This window comes from Streptomyces sp. NPDC048269 (assembly GCF_040652395.1).
In the GTDB taxonomy this organism is placed as follows: Bacteria; Actinomycetota; Actinomycetes; order Streptomycetales; family Streptomycetaceae; genus Streptomyces.
In genome coordinates this window covers 148,557-164,525 of the sequence record NZ_JBEZLW010000015.1, presented here as the reverse complement: position 1 = coordinate 164,525, position 15,969 = coordinate 148,557, and the positions used below count along the sequence as shown (strand labels likewise).

The 15,969-nt window shown below is 71.0% G+C and carries 16 protein-coding genes and 1 pseudogene; 7 read left to right on the top strand and 10 right to left on the bottom strand.

Annotated features, from left to right (window positions below):
• Positions 1–393: 393 nt before the first annotated feature.
• The gene (locus tag AB0D48_RS19355; protein WP_362397849.1) at positions 394–762 is read left to right on the top strand and encodes a PRC-barrel domain-containing protein; all 369 of its coding nucleotides are present in this window, start codon (positions 394–396) and stop codon (positions 760–762) included.
• Positions 763–819: 57 nt separating this feature from the next.
• Here AB0D48_RS19355 and AB0D48_RS19350 read toward each other — a convergent pair whose 3' ends face one another.
• The 8 genes from AB0D48_RS19350 to AB0D48_RS19315 form a co-directional block, all read right to left on the bottom strand.
• On the bottom strand, positions 820–1,185 hold the full coding sequence (locus tag AB0D48_RS19350) for an STAS domain-containing protein (protein WP_362397846.1): 366 nt from the start codon (positions 1,183–1,185) through the stop codon (positions 820–822).
• On the bottom strand, positions 1,182–2,468 hold the full coding sequence (locus AB0D48_RS19345) for a SpoIIE family protein phosphatase (RefSeq protein WP_362397843.1): 1,287 nt from the start codon (positions 2,466–2,468) through the stop codon (positions 1,182–1,184). Before AB0D48_RS19345 ends, AB0D48_RS19350 begins: the two co-directional genes overlap by 4 nt.
• Positions 2,468–3,271 (bottom strand): alpha/beta hydrolase, encoded by an 804-nt coding sequence (locus tag AB0D48_RS19340; protein WP_362397840.1) that lies wholly within the window; start codon positions 3,269–3,271, stop codon positions 2,468–2,470. The genes AB0D48_RS19345 and AB0D48_RS19340 overlap by 1 nt, the downstream gene beginning before the upstream one ends.
• Positions 3,272–3,532: 261 nt before the next feature.
• Positions 3,533–3,844 carry an SCO5918 family protein gene (locus AB0D48_RS19335; RefSeq protein ID WP_362397837.1) on the bottom strand — a complete coding sequence of 104 codons (312 nt, stop codon included), beginning with the start codon at positions 3,842–3,844 and terminating at the stop codon, positions 3,533–3,535.
• A 52-nt stretch (positions 3,845–3,896) separates the two neighbouring features.
• Positions 3,897–4,301: a CBS domain-containing protein gene (locus tag AB0D48_RS19330; RefSeq protein ID WP_362397835.1), complete on the bottom strand. Its 405-nt coding sequence runs from the start codon at positions 4,299–4,301 to the stop codon at positions 3,897–3,899.
• Between the two features lie 46 nt (positions 4,302–4,347).
• Entirely contained in the window at positions 4,348–5,883 is a 1,536-nt protein-coding gene (locus AB0D48_RS19325; RefSeq protein WP_362397832.1) for a DEAD/DEAH box helicase, read from the bottom strand.
• 323 nt (positions 5,884–6,206) lie between these two features.
• On the bottom strand, positions 6,207–6,410 hold the full coding sequence (locus AB0D48_RS19320; RefSeq protein WP_362397829.1) for a cold-shock protein: 204 nt from the start codon (positions 6,408–6,410) through the stop codon (positions 6,207–6,209).
• A 648-nt stretch (positions 6,411–7,058) separates the two neighbouring features.
• Positions 7,059–7,409 carry a MerR family transcriptional regulator gene (locus AB0D48_RS19315; protein ID WP_362397826.1) on the bottom strand — a complete coding sequence of 117 codons (351 nt, stop codon included), beginning with the start codon at positions 7,407–7,409 and terminating at the stop codon, positions 7,059–7,061.
• 881 nt (positions 7,410–8,290) lie between these two features.
• Between AB0D48_RS19315 and AB0D48_RS19310 the strand changes: the two genes are divergently transcribed.
• From AB0D48_RS19310 to AB0D48_RS19295, 4 genes and pseudogenes are all read left to right on the top strand, one after another.
• On the top strand, positions 8,291–9,427 hold the full coding sequence (locus tag AB0D48_RS19310) for a phospholipase D-like domain-containing protein (RefSeq protein ID WP_362397874.1): 1,137 nt from the start codon (positions 8,291–8,293) through the stop codon (positions 9,425–9,427).
• 15 nt (positions 9,428–9,442) lie between these two features.
• A pseudogene (locus AB0D48_RS19305) lies at positions 9,443–9,692 on the top strand (dihydroxyacetone kinase subunit DhaK); the annotation flags it as partial.
• A gap of 55 nt (positions 9,693–9,747) precedes the next feature.
• A complete protein-coding gene (gene dhaL, locus AB0D48_RS19300) occupies positions 9,748–10,362 on the top strand; it encodes a dihydroxyacetone kinase subunit DhaL (RefSeq protein WP_362397823.1) in 615 nt (204 codons plus the stop codon).
• Entirely contained in the window at positions 10,359–10,793 is a 435-nt protein-coding gene (locus AB0D48_RS19295; protein WP_362397820.1) for a PTS fructose transporter subunit IIA, read from the top strand. Before dhaL ends, AB0D48_RS19295 begins: the two co-directional genes overlap by 4 nt.
• Positions 10,794–10,939: 146 nt before the next feature.
• Here the strand turns inward: AB0D48_RS19295 and AB0D48_RS19290 are convergent, their stop codons facing one another.
• Entirely contained in the window at positions 10,940–11,338 is a 399-nt protein-coding gene (locus AB0D48_RS19290; RefSeq protein WP_362397817.1) for an RNA-binding S4 domain-containing protein, read from the bottom strand.
• Between the two features lie 229 nt (positions 11,339–11,567).
• Here AB0D48_RS19290 and modA point away from each other — a divergent pair, with 229 nt between their 5' ends.
• Positions 11,568–12,380: a molybdate ABC transporter substrate-binding protein gene (modA, locus tag AB0D48_RS19285; protein WP_362397814.1), complete on the top strand. Its 813-nt coding sequence runs from the start codon at positions 11,568–11,570 to the stop codon at positions 12,378–12,380.
• Between the two features lie 194 nt (positions 12,381–12,574).
• On the top strand, positions 12,575–14,509 hold the full coding sequence (locus AB0D48_RS19280) for an ABC transporter permease (RefSeq protein WP_362397811.1): 1,935 nt from the start codon (positions 12,575–12,577) through the stop codon (positions 14,507–14,509).
• 19 nt (positions 14,510–14,528) lie between these two features.
• On the opposite strand, the gene AB0D48_RS19275 is transcribed toward AB0D48_RS19280, so the two are convergent.
• On the bottom strand, positions 14,529–15,881 hold the full coding sequence (locus AB0D48_RS19275) for an acyltransferase (protein ID WP_362397808.1): 1,353 nt from the start codon (positions 15,879–15,881) through the stop codon (positions 14,529–14,531).
• Positions 15,882–15,969 lie beyond the last annotated feature (88 nt).

Below are 15,969 nucleotides of genomic sequence, written 5' to 3'. Positions count from 1 at the left end.
TCTTTTTGTCTTGGCGCGGTTCTCGACAGCCCACCCCGGCTTTTTTCGGTCGGGGGGGGGGGGGGGCGCCCCCCCCCGGGGGGGGGGGGGCCCCCCCCCCACCGCCATGTCGTCGTGTGCGGGCCGGGTGTCCCCATGACCAGTGAAGGCGGACATCAAGGGCATTCGGAGAACAGCCGGGGCGGTCGTCGTGACGCAGCAGGGGACCTGCTCACCTCCACGATCGGCGGCCGTCCCGGTCCCGCATACCATCCGGGTGCGTGAAGCAGTGAAAGCGGGGCAAGCGAAGTCCAGGCGGAACGCAAGACCCGCCGCGTGTGACGTACGGAAAAAGGAGGAGCGGTGGAGAAGCATTTCCCCTCCGTTCCCCATTGACCGAGGAGTTGTTTTCGCGTGACTGAACATGTGTGGAGTTACCAGCCGACCGCAGGCCACCTGACCGGTACGGACCTGACCGGCTACAAGGTCGAGGCGACCGACGGGGACATCGGCAAGGTCGACAAGCACTCCGACGAGGTCGGTGACGCCTACCTGGTCGTGGACACCGGCCCCTGGATCTTCGGCAAGGAGGTCCTCCTCCCTGCCAGCACGGTCGTCAGGATCGACCCCGAGGACAAGAAGGTCTTCGTGGGCCGCACCAAGGAACAGATCAAGGCCGCCCCCGAGTTCCACCGGGACAAGCACCTCGGCGACGCCGGCTACCGGGAAGAGCTGGGCACCTACTACGGCACCGGCGCCCCCTTCGGCGGCCGCCCCGCCTGATCGCATTCCCACATGATGGCGCCGGCCCGGCACCCCCTGGGTGCCGGGCCGGCGTCGTCATGGTTGCAGCCGGGAATCTGCGTCTCGGTGTGTCGTGGCCGTGTCGAGGTCCGGGTGGATGGTGAAGACCCGGTCGAGGCCGACGATGCGCAGGATGCGGATCGTGTTGTCGGGGACGGCCGCCAGGGCGATGTCGGCCTGGGCGGCGACAGCGTGGGTGCGGGCGGCGATGAGGGCGGTGATGCCGCTGGAGTCGCAGAACTGCATGCGGGAGAGGTCCAGGACGAGGCGTTGTCCTGGTTCCAGGCCGAGGGTTGTCACGGCCTGTCGAAGGCGGGGGGCCTGGTCGTAGTCGAGGTCGCCGGCGATTTCCAGTACGGGGCCGGTGGTGGCGTCTCGGGCGGTGATCGTCAGGAGGCTCATGTCAGATCGTGCTCTCGCGCAACGGGGATGGGATGTGGCACGCCAAGGGCGAGCAGAGCTGTGTCGTCGTCCAGGCCTTCGCCGAAGCCGTCCAGGAGACCGGTGAGGGCGGTGATCAGCTCACGTGGCCCGGCATGGGCGAGGCCGGCGGTGAAGGTGCGCAGGGCGTCTTCCCCGTAGAGCTCGCGGTTCGTGCCGACGCGGGCTTCGGTGAGGCCGTCGGTGTAGAGGAGGAGGGAGTCACCGGGGCCGAGTGTGGTCTCGGCAGAGGTGAAGTGGGGATCGGGCAGGATTCCGATGAGGAGGCCGCCCGGGGTGGGGAGGTAGTCGGCCTGGCCGTCCGCACGCACGACGAGTGCGGGGGGATGGCCGCCGGACGCCAGGTGCACGGCTGTCGTACCAGCGGTGGCGTCGGGTTCCAGAATGCCGAAGATTGCGGTGCAGTAGCGCGGGTCCCCACCCGTGAACCGCTCGTGGAGCACGGTGTTCAAGGTGGTCAGCGCGGCTATGGGGTCGGAATCGTGGAGGGTGGCGGCGCGCAGGGTGTAGCGGGTCAGGGAGGTCACTGCTGCGGCCTGGGGGCCTTTGCCGCAGACGTCGCCGAGGAAGAACGCCCAGCGCTCGTCGTCCAGCGGGAACAGGTCGTAGAAGTCTCCGCCGAGCCGGTCGACGGAGGCGGTGTGGTAGTAGGAGGCCGCTTCCATTCCGGGCACCGCGGGCAGGGCAGCGGGGAGCAGGCTCTGCTGGAGCACCGCGAGTGCGTCACGCAGCCGCTCCCGGTCCGCTTCGGCCTGCCGGCGGGCTTCCTCCGCGACTTGGCGCTCCCGGAGCAGTTCGCCTTCGTACGCGCGGCGCTGGCGGGCGTCGAAGACGGTGGTGCGGATCAGCATCGGCTCGCCGTCGCCGCTCGTCTTCACGCGGGAAGTGACCAGGACCGGGAGGCGCCCGCCGCCCGACGCCTTGAGTTCCAGCGCGATCTCGCTGATCTTTCCCTGCATCCGCAGGAGCGGCGCGAAGTGCGTCTCGTGGTAGAGCTTGCCGCCGATCGTGAGGACGTCGGTGAAGCGTTTGCGGCCCACGATTTCCTCGCGCGTGAGGCCGAGCCAGTCCAAGAGCGTTCCGTTGATCCGGGCGATGGTGCCGTCCATCAGGGTGGACAAGTAGCCGCAGGGCGCCGATTCGTAGAGTTCCTCGGCGGTGTCCTCCAGCAGGGAGGAGAACACCGCGTCGGTAGCCGACTCTTCGCCCTCGGGCCGCTCAGGGTTCTGTGCGGTGCGGCCCATCACGGCAGCTCCCGCAGGAACCTACGGATGGCTGACGCGGTGGCCTCGGGAGCGCTCAGCTGGGGGCAGTGACCCGTTGCGTCCAGGGTGATCAGGCGGCTTCCGGGAACGGCAGCGTGGACGTAGCTGCCGACCTCCCGCGGCGCGATCACGTCCTGGGAGCATTCCAGTACCAGCGTCGGTACTTTCACCGACTTCAGGTCGTCGCGGCTGTCGGAAAGGAACGTGGTGCGGGCGAAGACGCGGGCGATGGCCGGATCGGTGGCGCAGAAGCTGTTCGTCAGCTCCTCCCCCAGTTCCGGACGTTCGGGGTTGCCCATGATCACCGGCGCCATCGCGGCCGACCAGCCGAGGTAGTTCGACTCGAGCGACTCCAGCAGTTCGTCGATGTCCTCGGCACTGAAGCCGCCGCGGTAGGTGTCGTCGTCGATGTAGCACGGTGAAGGGCCGACCATGACCAGGGAGGAGAGCCGCTCAGGGGCGGCGGCCGCCGCGAGGACCCCGATCATCGCGCTGACCGAATGCCCGACGAAGGCCACCTCCCGCAGGTCCAGGGCCTCGCACACCTCGATCACGTCGCGGGCATAACCGTCCAGGGACCCGTAGCGTTCGGCGCTCCAAGCGGACGCGTCGGAGCCGCCCGAACCCACGTAGTCGAACAGGACCACCTGGAATTCCTCGGCCAGCGCCGGGGCAACAAGGCGCCACATGTTCTGATCACAGCCGAACCCGTGCGCCAGCACCACCACGGGGCTGCCGGGTGATCCGCTGACCTTCACGTTGTTCCTGCGGAGGATATCCATCGGTCATCCTGTCAGTTGGCCTGGAGCATCAGCGCTGCCGCCGGAATCCAGCGGTGCGCGCTCACGCCTTGCAGGGAGGCGGGGTGAGTACGTGGGGTGCGGCGCCGCGATCGAGGTGGTCAGCGCCTGAGTGCTGGGCGATCTCGGTTCCTCCGGCCGCTGCGCCGTCCCCAGAACCGCACCACGCGGGAAAGGCCCGACCGGCGTGCACCGGTCGGTCCCTCATTGCTGTGCTGGTGTGGCTCGCGCCGGTCCCGTCGGTCAGACGGTCACGGGGACGCCGAGCATCGCGGAAGCCTGCTGGAGCGGGCTGAGGACGCGCGTGGGCGCGGCGGCCCGGGGAAGGCCGTGGCAGGTGAATCCGAGCTGGGTCATGGCCCGGACGACCTCGCCGGCGCTGAAGTCACGCCGGTCCTGGCGGGTGACGACCTGGCCGACCTGCTTGACGGGGTAGGTGCGGCGGCCGACGGTCACGGATTCGCCGGTGATCGGTTCGGGCCTGATGCCCTTCATCGTTTCCAGGACCCCGCTCTTCGTGAGGTCGAACGGGAAGCGGGCGATGACGCAGCGCATGGTGCCTCACAGGGAGAGGAGGAGGAGAACGGTCCGACCGCGGTGAGGCGGTTCAGCGTGCAAGGGCGAGGACGCCCAGGGCACTGCCTTGTTCGTCGACGACGGGCAGGGCGTCGAGCCGGCGGTAGCGCATCGCGTGCTCGGCTTCGGCCGTCGTGGTGAGGGGCGAGGTGAACGGCCCGCGGTCGCCGAGGACATCGCGCAGCTGCACTCGGTCCGTGTACGCGGCGCCGTCACGGACGGCGGCGAGCCGGGCCTGGGTGACCAGCCCGGTGCACAGGCCGTCCTCGTCGCAGACGAGCAGATGTGCCGTACGGGCACTGGCCATGACGGACAGGGCCACCTCGACCGTCATGTCGTCACAGACCTGCGGGACGGCCGCCTCCACGGCATCGTCCGCCGTCCGGTACACAGGGTTGGCCCTCGCCGAGCGGGGTTGCATCTGGACCAGCGTCAAAACGTGCCTCCTGCAGAGATGGGTCAACTTCCTGATCACGTGGTTCTCAGGCCGCCGCCGCGTTGAAGGCGGACTGCCGCACGTTCACGCGCCGGGCCGCCGAAGCGGGACCGCGTCGGCCGCGGGACCCTGCGCCGCGCCTGGGCCGATCGGACACCGGCGCGGTGATGGTGACGGGGACTCCGGAGGGGGCCTGGGCGCCGGTGATCCGGCTCAGCGCCTCCTCGCCCGAGCGGACCTGGGTGGTCTGGGGGACGATGCCGGCGGCGGCCATGAGACGGGTCATGTCGCGGCGCTGGTTGGGCGTCACGAGTGTGACGACGCTGCCGGACTCGCCCGCGCGGGCGGTGCGCCCGCCGCGGTGGAGGTAGTCCTTGTGGTCGGTCGGCGGGTCCACGTTGACGACGAGGTCGAGGTTGTCGACGTGGATACCGCGGGCGGCGACGTTGGTGGCGACCAGCACGGTGACGTGCCCGGTCTTGAACTGGGCGAGGGTGCGGCTGCGCTGCGGCTGCGACTTCCCGCCGTGCAGGGCGGCGGCCCGGACACCGCTGTTCAGCAGGTCCTGGGTCAGCCGGTCGACGGCGTGCTTGGTGTCCAGGAACATCATCACCCGGCCTTCGCGCGCCGCGATCTCCGTCGTCGTCCGGTGCTTGTCGGCGCCGTGGACGTGCAACACGTGGTGCTCCATCGTGGTGACCGCACCGGCCGACGGGTCCACCGAGTGCACGACCGGGTCGGTCAGGTAGCGACGCACCAGCAGGTCGACGTTGCGGTCCAGGGTGGCGGAGAACAGCATCCGCTGACCCTCGGGGCGCACCTGGTCCAGGAGTGCGGTGACCTGGGGCATGAAGCCCATGTCGGCCATCTGGTCGGCCTCGTCCAGGACGGTGATCGCGACCTGGTTCAGCCGGCATTCACCGCGGTCGATCAGGTCCTTGAGGCGGCCGGGGGTGGCGACGACGACTTCGGCTCCGCCGCGCAGTGCTCCGGCCTGCTTGCCGATCGACATCCCGCCGACGACGGTGGCCAGGCGCAGCTTCACCGAGCGGGCGTAAGGAATGAGCGCGTCGGTCACCTGCTGGGCCAGCTCACGCGTGGGTACGAGGATCAGGGCGAGGGGCTGGCGGGGCTCGGCGCGCTGCCCGGCGGTGCGGGCCAGCAGCGCGAGACCGAACGCCAGGGTCTTGCCGGAGCCCGTGCGTCCACGGCCCAGGACGTCACGGCCCGCGAGGGTGTTGGGCAGGGTGGCCCCCTGGATCGGGAACGGCACGCTCACGCCCTGCGCGCCGAGGGCGGCCAGCAGCTCCCCGGGCATGTCCAGGTCGCCGAAGGCCTCGACGGCAGGGAGGCCGGGGGTGATCGTCTTCGGCGGGGCGAACTCGCCCTGCACCGCTGCGGGCCGTCGGCCGTAGCCGCCCGAGCGGCTCGGACCGCCCGAACGGGTCGGGGCGGCTGAACGGGTCGGGGCGGCTGAACCAAAGCGGCTACCCCGGCCGGAAACGGCGGCGGAGCCGAAAGCGGGGCCGCCGGTACGGCTGCGGGTGCGAGCGGAGCGCTGGTTCGTACGTGCGGGGTTCATTCAGAACCTTCCTTGATGCGGCGCGTATCAAGGAATTCCGGCAGCAGAAGAGCAGCGCGAGGAATCGCAAGACGGGCCGAATGGAATGCGAAAGTGAATCTGGCCGCAGGGAATACGTGCGGGCACAGACACTGAAAATGGGCGATGCCGGACCTGAAATTCCGGCCATCGACTCGGGTGCAGCTCCGAAGAGGTCTGCATCCTGGAGGAAATCCCCTGGGTGGTGCTGGGCATCCCGCAGGTGAACCCGGTGCGGAAGATGCCTGCAGCTGGGGCCCGCACCCCGAAGGATGCGGGCCCCAGCTACAAATTTCGTGTCAGCGTCAGGCGGGAACGATGTTCTCGGCAGTCGGGCCCTTCTGGCCCTGTGCGATGTCGAAGGTGACCTTCTGGCCTTCGGCCAGCTCACGGAAGCCCTGGGCGGCGATGTTGGAGAAGTGGGCGAACACGTCAGGGCCGCCACCGTCCTGCTCGATGAAGCCGAAACCCTTTGCCGTGTTGAACCACTTCACGGTGCCAGCAGCCATGTCATATCTCCTTTGGGGCAGTACATCGGGGTCCGCACTGCACGGACGCCGTGTCGCCGCGATGATGCCCCGCCCGGAAAATGACCGGAAATATAAAGCGCTTCCATCGGCCGGAGGCCGACTGGGGGGCGCTTGAGTTTTGGGAACCACAACTGCAACTGAGATCGACAATAGCATGCCGTAGCGGTCTGCGTACGCCAGCATAATTCACCCTGACCGCTGCGCTAAAAACTCTCTCCGCATGGACCGCTAAATCCTTGCATCGCGGTGACAGATATTGACAAGCCCGGGTACGACGTTTGGGGCAGAGTGATTGCCGTCCGCCGCTCGAAGCGCTGCGGCACGCTGAACCGGCGTCGGCCTCCTACACGCACACCATCTCGCCACGGAATCAGGGCCGCGCAGAACAGCTGCGCGGCCCTGATGCTTGCGTACGCGCCGAGCGCGATGCACGCGGTTCTGCGGGCGGGGCGGGAAAGGTACACAGCAAAACACCCACACCAAGGGCATGGGCAAAGAGAGCTTCCGAACACGACAGCTGACGAAGACGGCACACGCCCACGCACCGTCACCCACGGGAAGCGAGCACGCGCCACGCCCCGACGCTCGCGGGTGCGCGGCCCGCCGAGACCGGCGAGCCCGCTCGATTCAGACCGCGGTCGGCGGACTGGACGACCCGGCGGCACGGCGGTATTCGGCGTTGATGCGCTGGGCTTCCTCGAGCTGGTCCTCGAGGATGACGATGCGGCAGGCGGCCTCGACGGGGGTGCCCTGATCGACGAGCTCCCGGGCACGGGCTGCGATGCGCAGCTGGTAGCGGGAGTAGCGGCGGTGGCCGCCCTCGGAGCGGAGCGGCGTGATCAGACGCGCTTCGCCGATGGCGCGGAGGAAGCCCGGGGTGGTGCCGAGCATCTCGGCGGCACGACCCATGGTGTACGCGGGGTAGTCGTCGTCGTCCAGGTGGCCGCCGAGCGGGCCTGTCGGATTCTCTGCTGTCATTGCACCTCTCTCTGAAACACGTGGAGGGGCCCTGGTGCCGTACGGCACCAGGGCCCCGAAGGAACTTCTACACCATCTGCCGACGCGAGTTCTGAGCCGGCCTTCTGTTTCCGCATGCCCGACTTGAACGATGCCGGGGGTGCGGGGATCGCAGTTGCTCGACCGGAGACCACCTCACTATCGATGTCCTGCGGTACCCAGGCTCACGACTTCCGCCCGGGCGATCCTGATGGCGCTGCTCCTCCGTTCTTCCCTCGGTGATCAACCACTTACCCAGCTGGAAACTGCGTACTGCTGGTACTGCTCACGGCGGCCCCTGATCACTGCGAGCCACCCGGTCCGGTCGTCAGCCCCGTCGCCGTGCTGCAACAACCCTGGCTTCGGAACTCCACCGCCGCACCGTCCTGCGTACTGCACTTGCGGGCACTGCGCCCGGCAGTTCATCTCTGCCGGGCCCTGCTGTCTCTCTGGACTACGAGAGAAACCATAGCCAGGCCATCGCCGAATGTCTACTTCGGCCAACATAGATTTTCGCGTGTTCGACGGAGAGGTAATCGGTCTCGAACAGGACGGGGGCCGGACGGGCGGGCGCCCTGCACCGTGCGGATACGGGTCGCAGGCCCGGGCGCGAGCTGAGCGAGTGCGGAACAGCCGGATGGTGCCGTGGGCGATGTCCGGCGCCGCTGTGATGAGGGGAGGCCCCCGCCCATTCGCTGTCTGGCGGCTGTGTACAGTCGGCTCGCCCCGGCGGTTGCCGGACGTGCGGGGCGGTCTTCCCCGACCGGTCAGGTGGAGTCATGACGAGTGCAACCAGCAGGTCGCATCTGCCCGGCGGGACGAACGCCGCGCCGGTGCTGCCGGTGGCCGAGCGCAAACAGCGGATGCGGCGCCGCCTCGAGCGGCTGATCGGGATCGCCGCCACCGAAGGAAACGCGTTGCTTGCCCTGCGCAACGGGGACGAGATCTTCCCGGCGATGCTGGACAGCATCCGCGCCGCCGAACACACCGTCGACATGATGACATTCGTGTACTGGCGCGGCGAGATAGCGCGCCAGTTCGCCCAGGCGTTGGCGGACCGGGCCCGCGCGGGCGTCCGGGTACGGCTGCTGCTGGACGGCTTCGGCAGCCGGCTCATCGAACAGGACCTGCTCGATCTGATGGAGGACGCCGGGGCCGAGGTGGCGTGGTTCCGCAAGCCCCTCCACCTCTCCCCGCTCAAGCAGAACCACCGCTGCCACCGCAAGGTGCTTGTCGTCGACGAACAGACGGCGTTCACCGGCGGAGTCGGCATCGCCGAAGAATGGTGCGGCAACGCCCGCAACGAGAACGAGTGGCGCGACACCCACGCCCAGCTGCGCGGGCCCGCCGTGGACGGCGTTGCCGCCGCTTTCGCACAGAACTGGGCCGAGTGCCACGACACCCTCTTCGACGACCGGGACCGCTTCACCGGCCACACGCCGCAGGGCGAGGCAGTGGTGCAGGTGGTCAGGGGCTCGGCCAGCATCGGCTGGCAGGACATGCAGACCCTGATCCGGGTCGCCATCGAATCCGCCCAGCAACGCTTCCGCTTGTCCACCGCCTACTTCGCCCCGGACGCCCACTTCATCGAGCTGCTGTGCGCAGCAGCACGTCGGGGGGTCGAGGTCGAGATACTCCTGCCTGGCCCCCACAGCGACAAGCGGGTCTGCCGGCTGGCCGGTCAGAACTTCTACGCGGACCTCCAGGCCTGCGGAGTGAAGATCTTCGAATATCAGCCGACGATGATGCACGCCAAGGTCATCACCGTCGACCAGATCGCGGCACTCATCGGCTCCACCAATTTCAACCGTCGCTCCCTGGACCACGACGAAGAGGTCATGCTCGCGGTCCTGGACGAAGACTTCACCGCAACCCTGGACCGCCACTTCGACGAGGATTTGCAGGCCAGCGAGAAGATGGATCCAGCGCGCTGGAACCGCCGCTCTGCGGCGCAACGGCTGCGAGAGCTTGCCGTCATCCCCATCCGCCGGTTCCTGTAACCACCGCACGCTGCCGACGGGCCGGCCCTGGCCCTGGTCAACGGGATGGGCGCCACACCCCTGCTGGAGCCCCACGGGTTCCACGCCGAGGTCGCGCGGGGTACTGGACGCACGCGGCGTACCCGTCGCCCGGACGCTGGTCGGGAACCACGTCACCTCCCTCGACACGGCCGGCTGCTCGGTGGCCCTGTGCCGGGCCGATGGAGAACTCCGGCGCCTGGGGGACGCACCCGTGCAGACCGCCGCACTGCGCTGGGGCCGGTGACACGGCCTAAGGTGGCGGTGGGACCGGCCACACGTTCGCGAGGCGAGGAGATCCGGTGCGTGACGCAGACTTCTTCCGGCGATGGATGGCGGCCGCCGCGGCAGCGGTCGAGCGCGAGGCGGACCGGCTGACCGAGCTCGACTCCCCCATCGGGGACGCCGACCACGGCAGCAACATGCTGCGGGGCTTCGTCGCCGTACGGGCGGCCCTGGACACGGAGGCTCCGGCGACGCCGGGCGCGGTGCTGCAGCTCGCCGGGCGGACCCTGATCTCGACCGTCGGCGGCGCCTCGGGGCCGCTGTACGGGACGTTGCTGCGCCGCACCGGCAAGGAGCTCGGGGAGGACGCCGAGGTCTCCGACGACGAGCTGCGCGAGGCCTTGTACGCGGGGGTGGGCGCGGTGGCCCAGCTCGGCGGGGCCGCGCCGGGCGACAAGACCATGCTGGACGCCCTCGTGCCGGGGGTCGCCGCGCTGAGCACCTCGTACCGGGCGGCCGGGGACGCGGCGGACAACGGGGCGCAGGCGACGGTACCGATGCGGGCGCGCAAGGGCCGGGCCAGCTACGTGGGCGAGCGGAGCATCGGGCACCAGGATCCGGGTGCGACCTCGTCGGCGCTGATCCTCGGTGCGCTGGCGGACGTGGCGGACGCGTCGGACGGCCCGCGGTGACGGGCGCGGACGGGGGCGCGGAGCCCGGCCTGGTCGGCATCGTGCTGGTGTCGCACAGCGCCCGGGTCGCCGAGGCGGTGGCCGATCTGGCGCGCGGCCTCGCGGTGGGCGGCCCGCACGCCCCCATGGCCCCGGTGGCGGCGGCGGGCGGAACGGCCGACGGCGGCCTCGGCACGAACGCGGAGGGCATCCTCGCGGCCGCTCGCGAGGTGGACCGTGGCGCCGGGATCGCCCTCCTGGCGGACCTCGGCAGCTCCGTGCTCACGGTCAAAGCACTGCTGGCGGATGACGAACTCCCCCCGGGGTCCCGGCTGGTGGACGCGCCCTTCCTGGAGGGCGCGGTGGCGGCGGTGGTCGCCGCCTCCGCGGGAGCCCCCCTCCCGGCAGTCGAATCGGCCGCAGCCGAGGCATACTCCTACCGCAAGACCTGACCCCCGGCCCGAAGCCCGCAAGCCCGGCCAGGACCGCCAGAACCGCCAGAACCGCCAGCGTACGCCAGGCCCGCCAGCCCCGAAGCCGTACGCCAGAGCCTCGGGGCCTGGCGGCCCGGGGCCGTGCGCCCTGGCTCCGCCGGAGGCTACGGGCGGCCGCGCAAGGTTTCGATCTCCCGGCGTTCGCGCTTCGTCGGGCGGCCGGCGCCTCGGTCGCGGATGCCGACCGCCGCGGCCTCGACCGGCGTCGGTGGCGGCGGGCTCTTGTCGATCAGGCACTCGGCGGCGACCGGCGCGCCCACCCGCTTGGACACTGGCCGGCGGACCACGACGATCCGCTCGCGCCCCGCGTGGAAGAGCCGGACCTCGTCACCCGCGCGTACGGGCTGCGCCGGCTTGGCGCGCTCCCCGTTGACCCGCACGTGCCCCGCCCGACAGGCGGTCGCCGCCGTCGAGCGGGTCTTCGTCAGGCGCACGGACCAGATCCACGCGTCCACGCGTACGGATCCCGTTTCCGCCCCTGTTCCCGTTGCCTCATCAGCCATGCCCCGACTCTAGCGATGCGGGCGCGCCTCCGTGGAACGACTTTTGGCGGATGCCACAACATCCCCGGCATCTGCCATGGAGATGATCCGAAGAGAATTGCAAATGCGCCAACAGTGCCTCTACCTTGTCGCACATGCGGTCCCAAACGCGCAGATCCACCGCGCCTGCACCGGGACCGTCGGTCCCGGCACCGCGCCGGCCGCCGACCCGACCGAGGAGCATCAGCCCATGTCCCCGACCCGTCGCCGTGCCGCCGCCGCGCTGACCGCCGTCCTGCTCCTTCCGCTGGCCGCCTGCGGCAATGACGGCGGCGACAAGAAGCCCGTCGCCGCCGCCTCCGCCGGAGTTTCGGCGTCGGACTCCGCCGCGCCCAAGGCCGCCAGCCTCACCGTCCTCGCCGCCTCCTCCCTCACGGACGTCTTCAAGACCGCGGGCGCCGCGTACGAGAAGGCCCACCCCGGTACGAAGGTCACGTTCTCCTTCGCCGGCTCGCAGGAACTCGCGGCGCAGGTCAAGCAGGGCGCGCCCGCCGACGCCCTGGTCACCGCCGACACCAAGACCATGGACGGGGTCGGGGCAGAGACGGGCGACCCCGAGGTCATCGCCAAGAACCGCCTGGTCATCGCGACCGGCAAGGGCAACCCGTTCAAGATCACCAGCCTCAAGGACCTCGCCGACACCAAGATCAAGGTCGTGCTGGCCGCGCCCGAGGTCCCGGTGGGCCGCTACAGCAAGGAGATCCTGGACAAGCAGGGCGTCACGGTGAAGCCCGTCTCCCAGGAGCCCAACGTCCGCGCCGTACTGAGCAAGGTCGAGCTGGGCGAAGCCGACGCGGGCCTCGTCTACAAGACCGACTCCGCCAAGTCCGGCGACAAGGTCGCCGCCGTGGAGATCCCGGACGAGCAGAACGCCGTGGCCTCCTACCCGGCCGCCACGCTGAAGCAGTCCAAGAACCCCGAGGCCGCGGCCGCGTTCGTGGCCTGGCTCAGCACCCCGGAGGCCCAGAAGATCCTCCAGGACGCGGGCTTCCAGCAGGCGTAGCGGGCGACAGGGCTGGGGCCTGAGCCGCTTGCCCGCCGCCCGCCGCCCGCCGCCCGCCGAGAGGGGCTGTCCGGTCCGGGGGGACGGACAGCCCCTTCGCGTGCACGCGCCGCTCCCGGCCGTACGGGCGCCCGCACGGCCGGGACGCCCACGTACGCTTCCCCCGCAGCCGCCCCCCGAGCCAGGAACTCCCCATGAGCAGACTCCGCACCCGCACCCGGCCCCCCGTGACCCTGGCGCTCCCGGCGCTGCTCGCCGCCGCGTTCCTGCTGCTGCCGCTGATCGGCATCCTCGCCCGCACCCGGTGGAGCGAGCTCGGCACCCACCTCGCCAGCCCCGGCGTCGTCCAGGCCCTGAACCTCTCGCTCGTGGTGTCCTTCTGGGCCCTCGGCCTCTCGCTCCTCCTCGGCGTGCCGCTCGCCTGGCTGCTGGCCCGCGTGGAGTTCCGGGGCAAGGCCTTCGTGCGCTCGCTCGTCCTGCTCCCGATGGTGCTGCCGCCGACCGTGGGCGGTGTGGCCCTGCTGCTCGGCTTCGGCCGGCGCGGTCTGCTCGGGCCCTGGCTGGAGGGCACGTTCGGGGTCACCCTGCCCTTCCACACGTCGGGCGCCGTCGTCGCGGCCACCTTCGTGGCCATGCCGTTCCTCGTCATCAGCCTGGAAGGCGCCCTCGGCGGGCTCAGGCAGAGCTACGAGGAGACCGCCGGCTCCCTCGGCGCCTCGCCGTTGCGCGTGTTCTTCACGGTGACCCTGCCCATGGTGGCCCCCGGCCTGATCGCCGGCGCCGCCCTCACCTGGGCCCGCGCGCTGGGCGAGTTCGGCGCGACCATCACCTTCGCCGGAAACCTGCCGGGCACCACCCAGACCCTTCCGCTCCAGGTGTACCTGCTGCTCCAGGACCAGCCCGAGGCCGCCACCTCCGTCTCCCTGCTGCTCCTCGCGATCGCCATGGCCGTACTGATCGCCCTGCGCGGCCGCTGGGCGGGCTCGCCCGCCCCGGCCCCCGGCGCCCGCGAGCAGACCGAGGCGCAGCCGGCAACCGACGGTCCGTCCGTACCGGCGCCGCCGCCGGCCGGTGCCGCGCCGGAGGCGACCGCCCACTGGCCCCTGCACGCCGCCGTCACCGGCTTCAACCGGCTCACCCTCGACGCCGGACCCGGCACCACCATCGCCGTAGTCGGCGAGAACGGCGCCGGCAAGACCACGCTGCTGCGAGCCCTGCTCGGCCTGACCCCGCGGGCCCACGCCGAGCTCCGGCTGGGCGACACCGACGTCACCGCGCTGCCCCCGCACAAGCGGCAGGTCGCCTGGGTCCCGCAGGACGGCGCGCTGTTCCCGCACCTGAGCGCCCTGGCCAACACCGCGTACGGGCTGCGCGCGCGCCGGGTGCCGCGCGCCGAAGCCCGGCGGGAGGCGCAAGCCTGGCTGGACCGGCTCGGCGTCGGGCACCTCGCCCAGCGCAGGCCCGCCCAGCTCTCCGGCGGCCAGGCCCAGCGCGTGGCCCTCGCCCGCGCCCTGGCCGCCCGGCCCCGGCTGCTGCTGCTGGACGAACCGCTCGCCGCCCTCGACCAGACGACGCGGGCCCAGGTACGGCACACGCTGCGCACGCATCTGGCCGGCTTCGGCGGGGTCTGCCTGATCGTCACGCACGATCCCGTCGAGGCGGTCTCGCTGGCCGACCGGGTCCTCGTACTCGCCGACGGGCAGACCCTCCAGGACGCGCCTCCCGCCGAGGTGACCCGGCACCCGCGCTCCCCGTGGGTGGCGCGGATGCTGGGGCGCAACGCCTGGCCGGGCACGGCGTCGGCCGACGGGCTCGCCCTGGCGGCGGGGGGCCGGCTGGTCGTCGCCGAGGCCCTGCCCGAGGGGGCGCAGGCGCTCGCGATCATCGCCCCGGAGGCGGTGTCCGTGCACCGGGACCGCCCGGGCGGCAGTCCCCGTAACGTCTGGCCGGGAACCGTACGGGAGATCACCGCGGTCGGCAGCCGGCTGCGCGTGCTGGTCGGCTCGGCCGAGGCGCCCGATCTGGTCGCGGAGATCACCCCCGACGCGGCCGCCGAACTGGGCATCGTCGACGGCGCCGAGGTGTGGACCAGCGTGAAGGCCACCGAGGTCACGCTGGTGCGCCTCTGACCTTCCCGGGCGCTCCGGCTCAGCCCGTCGTGGCGGGCGCCCGCTCGCGGCCGGACCCCTCGGGCTCCGGGAGCCGCTGCGGGGCCGCCGGTGCGGTGCGCGGCCACCGGCGGTCCACCGCCTTCTGCACGCGCCGGCCGAGGCGCTGCATCGGCATCTCCACCAGGCGGTACATCACGTAGCTCGCGGCCACCACGACGCCTAGGAAGATCGCCGTCCAGGCGATCCGGCCGAGCGTCGAAGACGGCTGCGGCGGCACGCCCACCAGCGGTTCGACGGTGCGCAGCAGCGGGATGTGCAGCAGGTACACCGAGAAGCTGATCGCGCCGAGCCAGGTCAGCACCTTCGGGAAGCGGCGGCCCCGGAGCAGGAAGCCGATGCCGAAGAGCACCCAGGCGGCGAGGTAGGCGACCGACCAGGCCTTCCAGCCCGAGGACCAGGTCCGGTCCAGGGCCTCGCCCCGGTTGTACAGCCACCCGACCAGCACGCCCACGACGATGACGAAGCCGCAGGAGAGCAGGGCCGGGACCCGGGCGAGCTGACCGTGCTGCGCCCGGTACACGACGGTACCGGCGAACATGGTCGCGAAGATCATCCAGGTCTCGAAGGCGGGGGCCCGGCTGTTCAGCGTGACCAGCACCAGGCCGATACCGGCGAGCAGCAGGGCGCCCGTCCCGGTCAGCATCCGGTTGCCGCTGAGCACGCCGGCGAGGCCGACGAGCACGATCGGCGTCACGATCAGCAGGAGCAGCCGGGTCGAACCGAGTTCCGCGCTCACGAGCTGGGTTCCGACTGCCGTCCCGGCCGCCAGGGCGACGCCGGCCAGCGCCACCGCGATCGGCCCGCTGTGCCGGTGCAGGCCGCGGGTGAACAGGGCGGTGACGAAGAAGTAGAAGACCATCTCGTAGCAGAGCGTCCAGGTGACGTTCATGCCGTTGATGACGCCGAGCAGGTCCTGGAGCATCAGGCCGTTCGCGACCAGCGAGGCCAGGTCGTCACCGGTGCGCAGCAGCGCGACCGAGCCGTCCCCGTCCGGCAGCATCATGATCGAGAGGACCAGGCCGGCGATCAGGGCCGGGTAGATGCGGAAGAGCCGGCCGATCCAGAAGCCCCGCACGTCGCCCCTGCGCTCCAGCGAGGCCGGGATGATGTAGCCGCTGACGATGAAGAAGAGCATGACGCCGAACAGGCCCGTGTCGAAGTTCCGCCGGACCATACCCCCGAAGGGCAGCATCCTCAGCACGTCGAAATGGTGCAGTGCCACGATCAGAGCGGCGATGCCACGCAGGGCGTCCAGCCAGCCGAGCCGGGAACCGGGTGCGGCAGCCGGTGGGGCGGACGCCCGTCGGGCGCTCAGGGGTATGAGCTTCACGGCAGGGACCATAGCCGACGCCCCGGCCGGCCCTCCCGCCTCCGCCCTCGCGACTGCCGCCGGCGCGCTGTGATGTCAGGCATACGGC

Coding starts and splice junctions, on each gene's coding strand:
- AB0D48_RS19350 (WP_362397846.1), bottom strand. CDS start 1,185: ATGAGCCTCCTGACGATCACCGCCCGAGACGCCACCACCGGCCCCGTA.
- AB0D48_RS19345 (WP_362397843.1), bottom strand. CDS start 2,468: ATGGGCCGCACCGCACAGAACCCTGAGCGGCCCGAGGGCGAAGAGTCG.
- AB0D48_RS19340 (WP_362397840.1), bottom strand. CDS start 3,271: ATGGATATCCTCCGCAGGAACAACGTGAAGGTCAGCGGATCACCCGGC.
- AB0D48_RS19335 (WP_362397837.1), bottom strand. CDS start 3,844: ATGCGCTGCGTCATCGCCCGCTTCCCGTTCGACCTCACGAAGAGCGGG.
- AB0D48_RS19325 (WP_362397832.1), bottom strand. CDS start 5,883: ATGAACCCCGCACGTACGAACCAGCGCTCCGCTCGCACCCGCAGCCGT.
- AB0D48_RS19320 (WP_362397829.1), bottom strand. CDS start 6,410: ATGGCTGCTGGCACCGTGAAGTGGTTCAACACGGCAAAGGGTTTCGGC.
- AB0D48_RS19315 (WP_362397826.1), bottom strand. CDS start 7,409: ATGACAGCAGAGAATCCGACAGGCCCGCTCGGCGGCCACCTGGACGAC.
- AB0D48_RS19310 (WP_362397874.1), top strand. CDS start 8,291: ATGCGGCGCCGCCTCGAGCGGCTGATCGGGATCGCCGCCACCGAAGGA.
- AB0D48_RS19290 (WP_362397817.1), bottom strand. CDS start 11,338: ATGGCTGATGAGGCAACGGGAACAGGGGCGGAAACGGGATCCGTACGC.
- modA (WP_362397814.1), top strand. CDS start 11,568: ATGTCCCCGACCCGTCGCCGTGCCGCCGCCGCGCTGACCGCCGTCCTG.
- AB0D48_RS19280 (WP_362397811.1), top strand. CDS start 12,575: ATGAGCAGACTCCGCACCCGCACCCGGCCCCCCGTGACCCTGGCGCTC.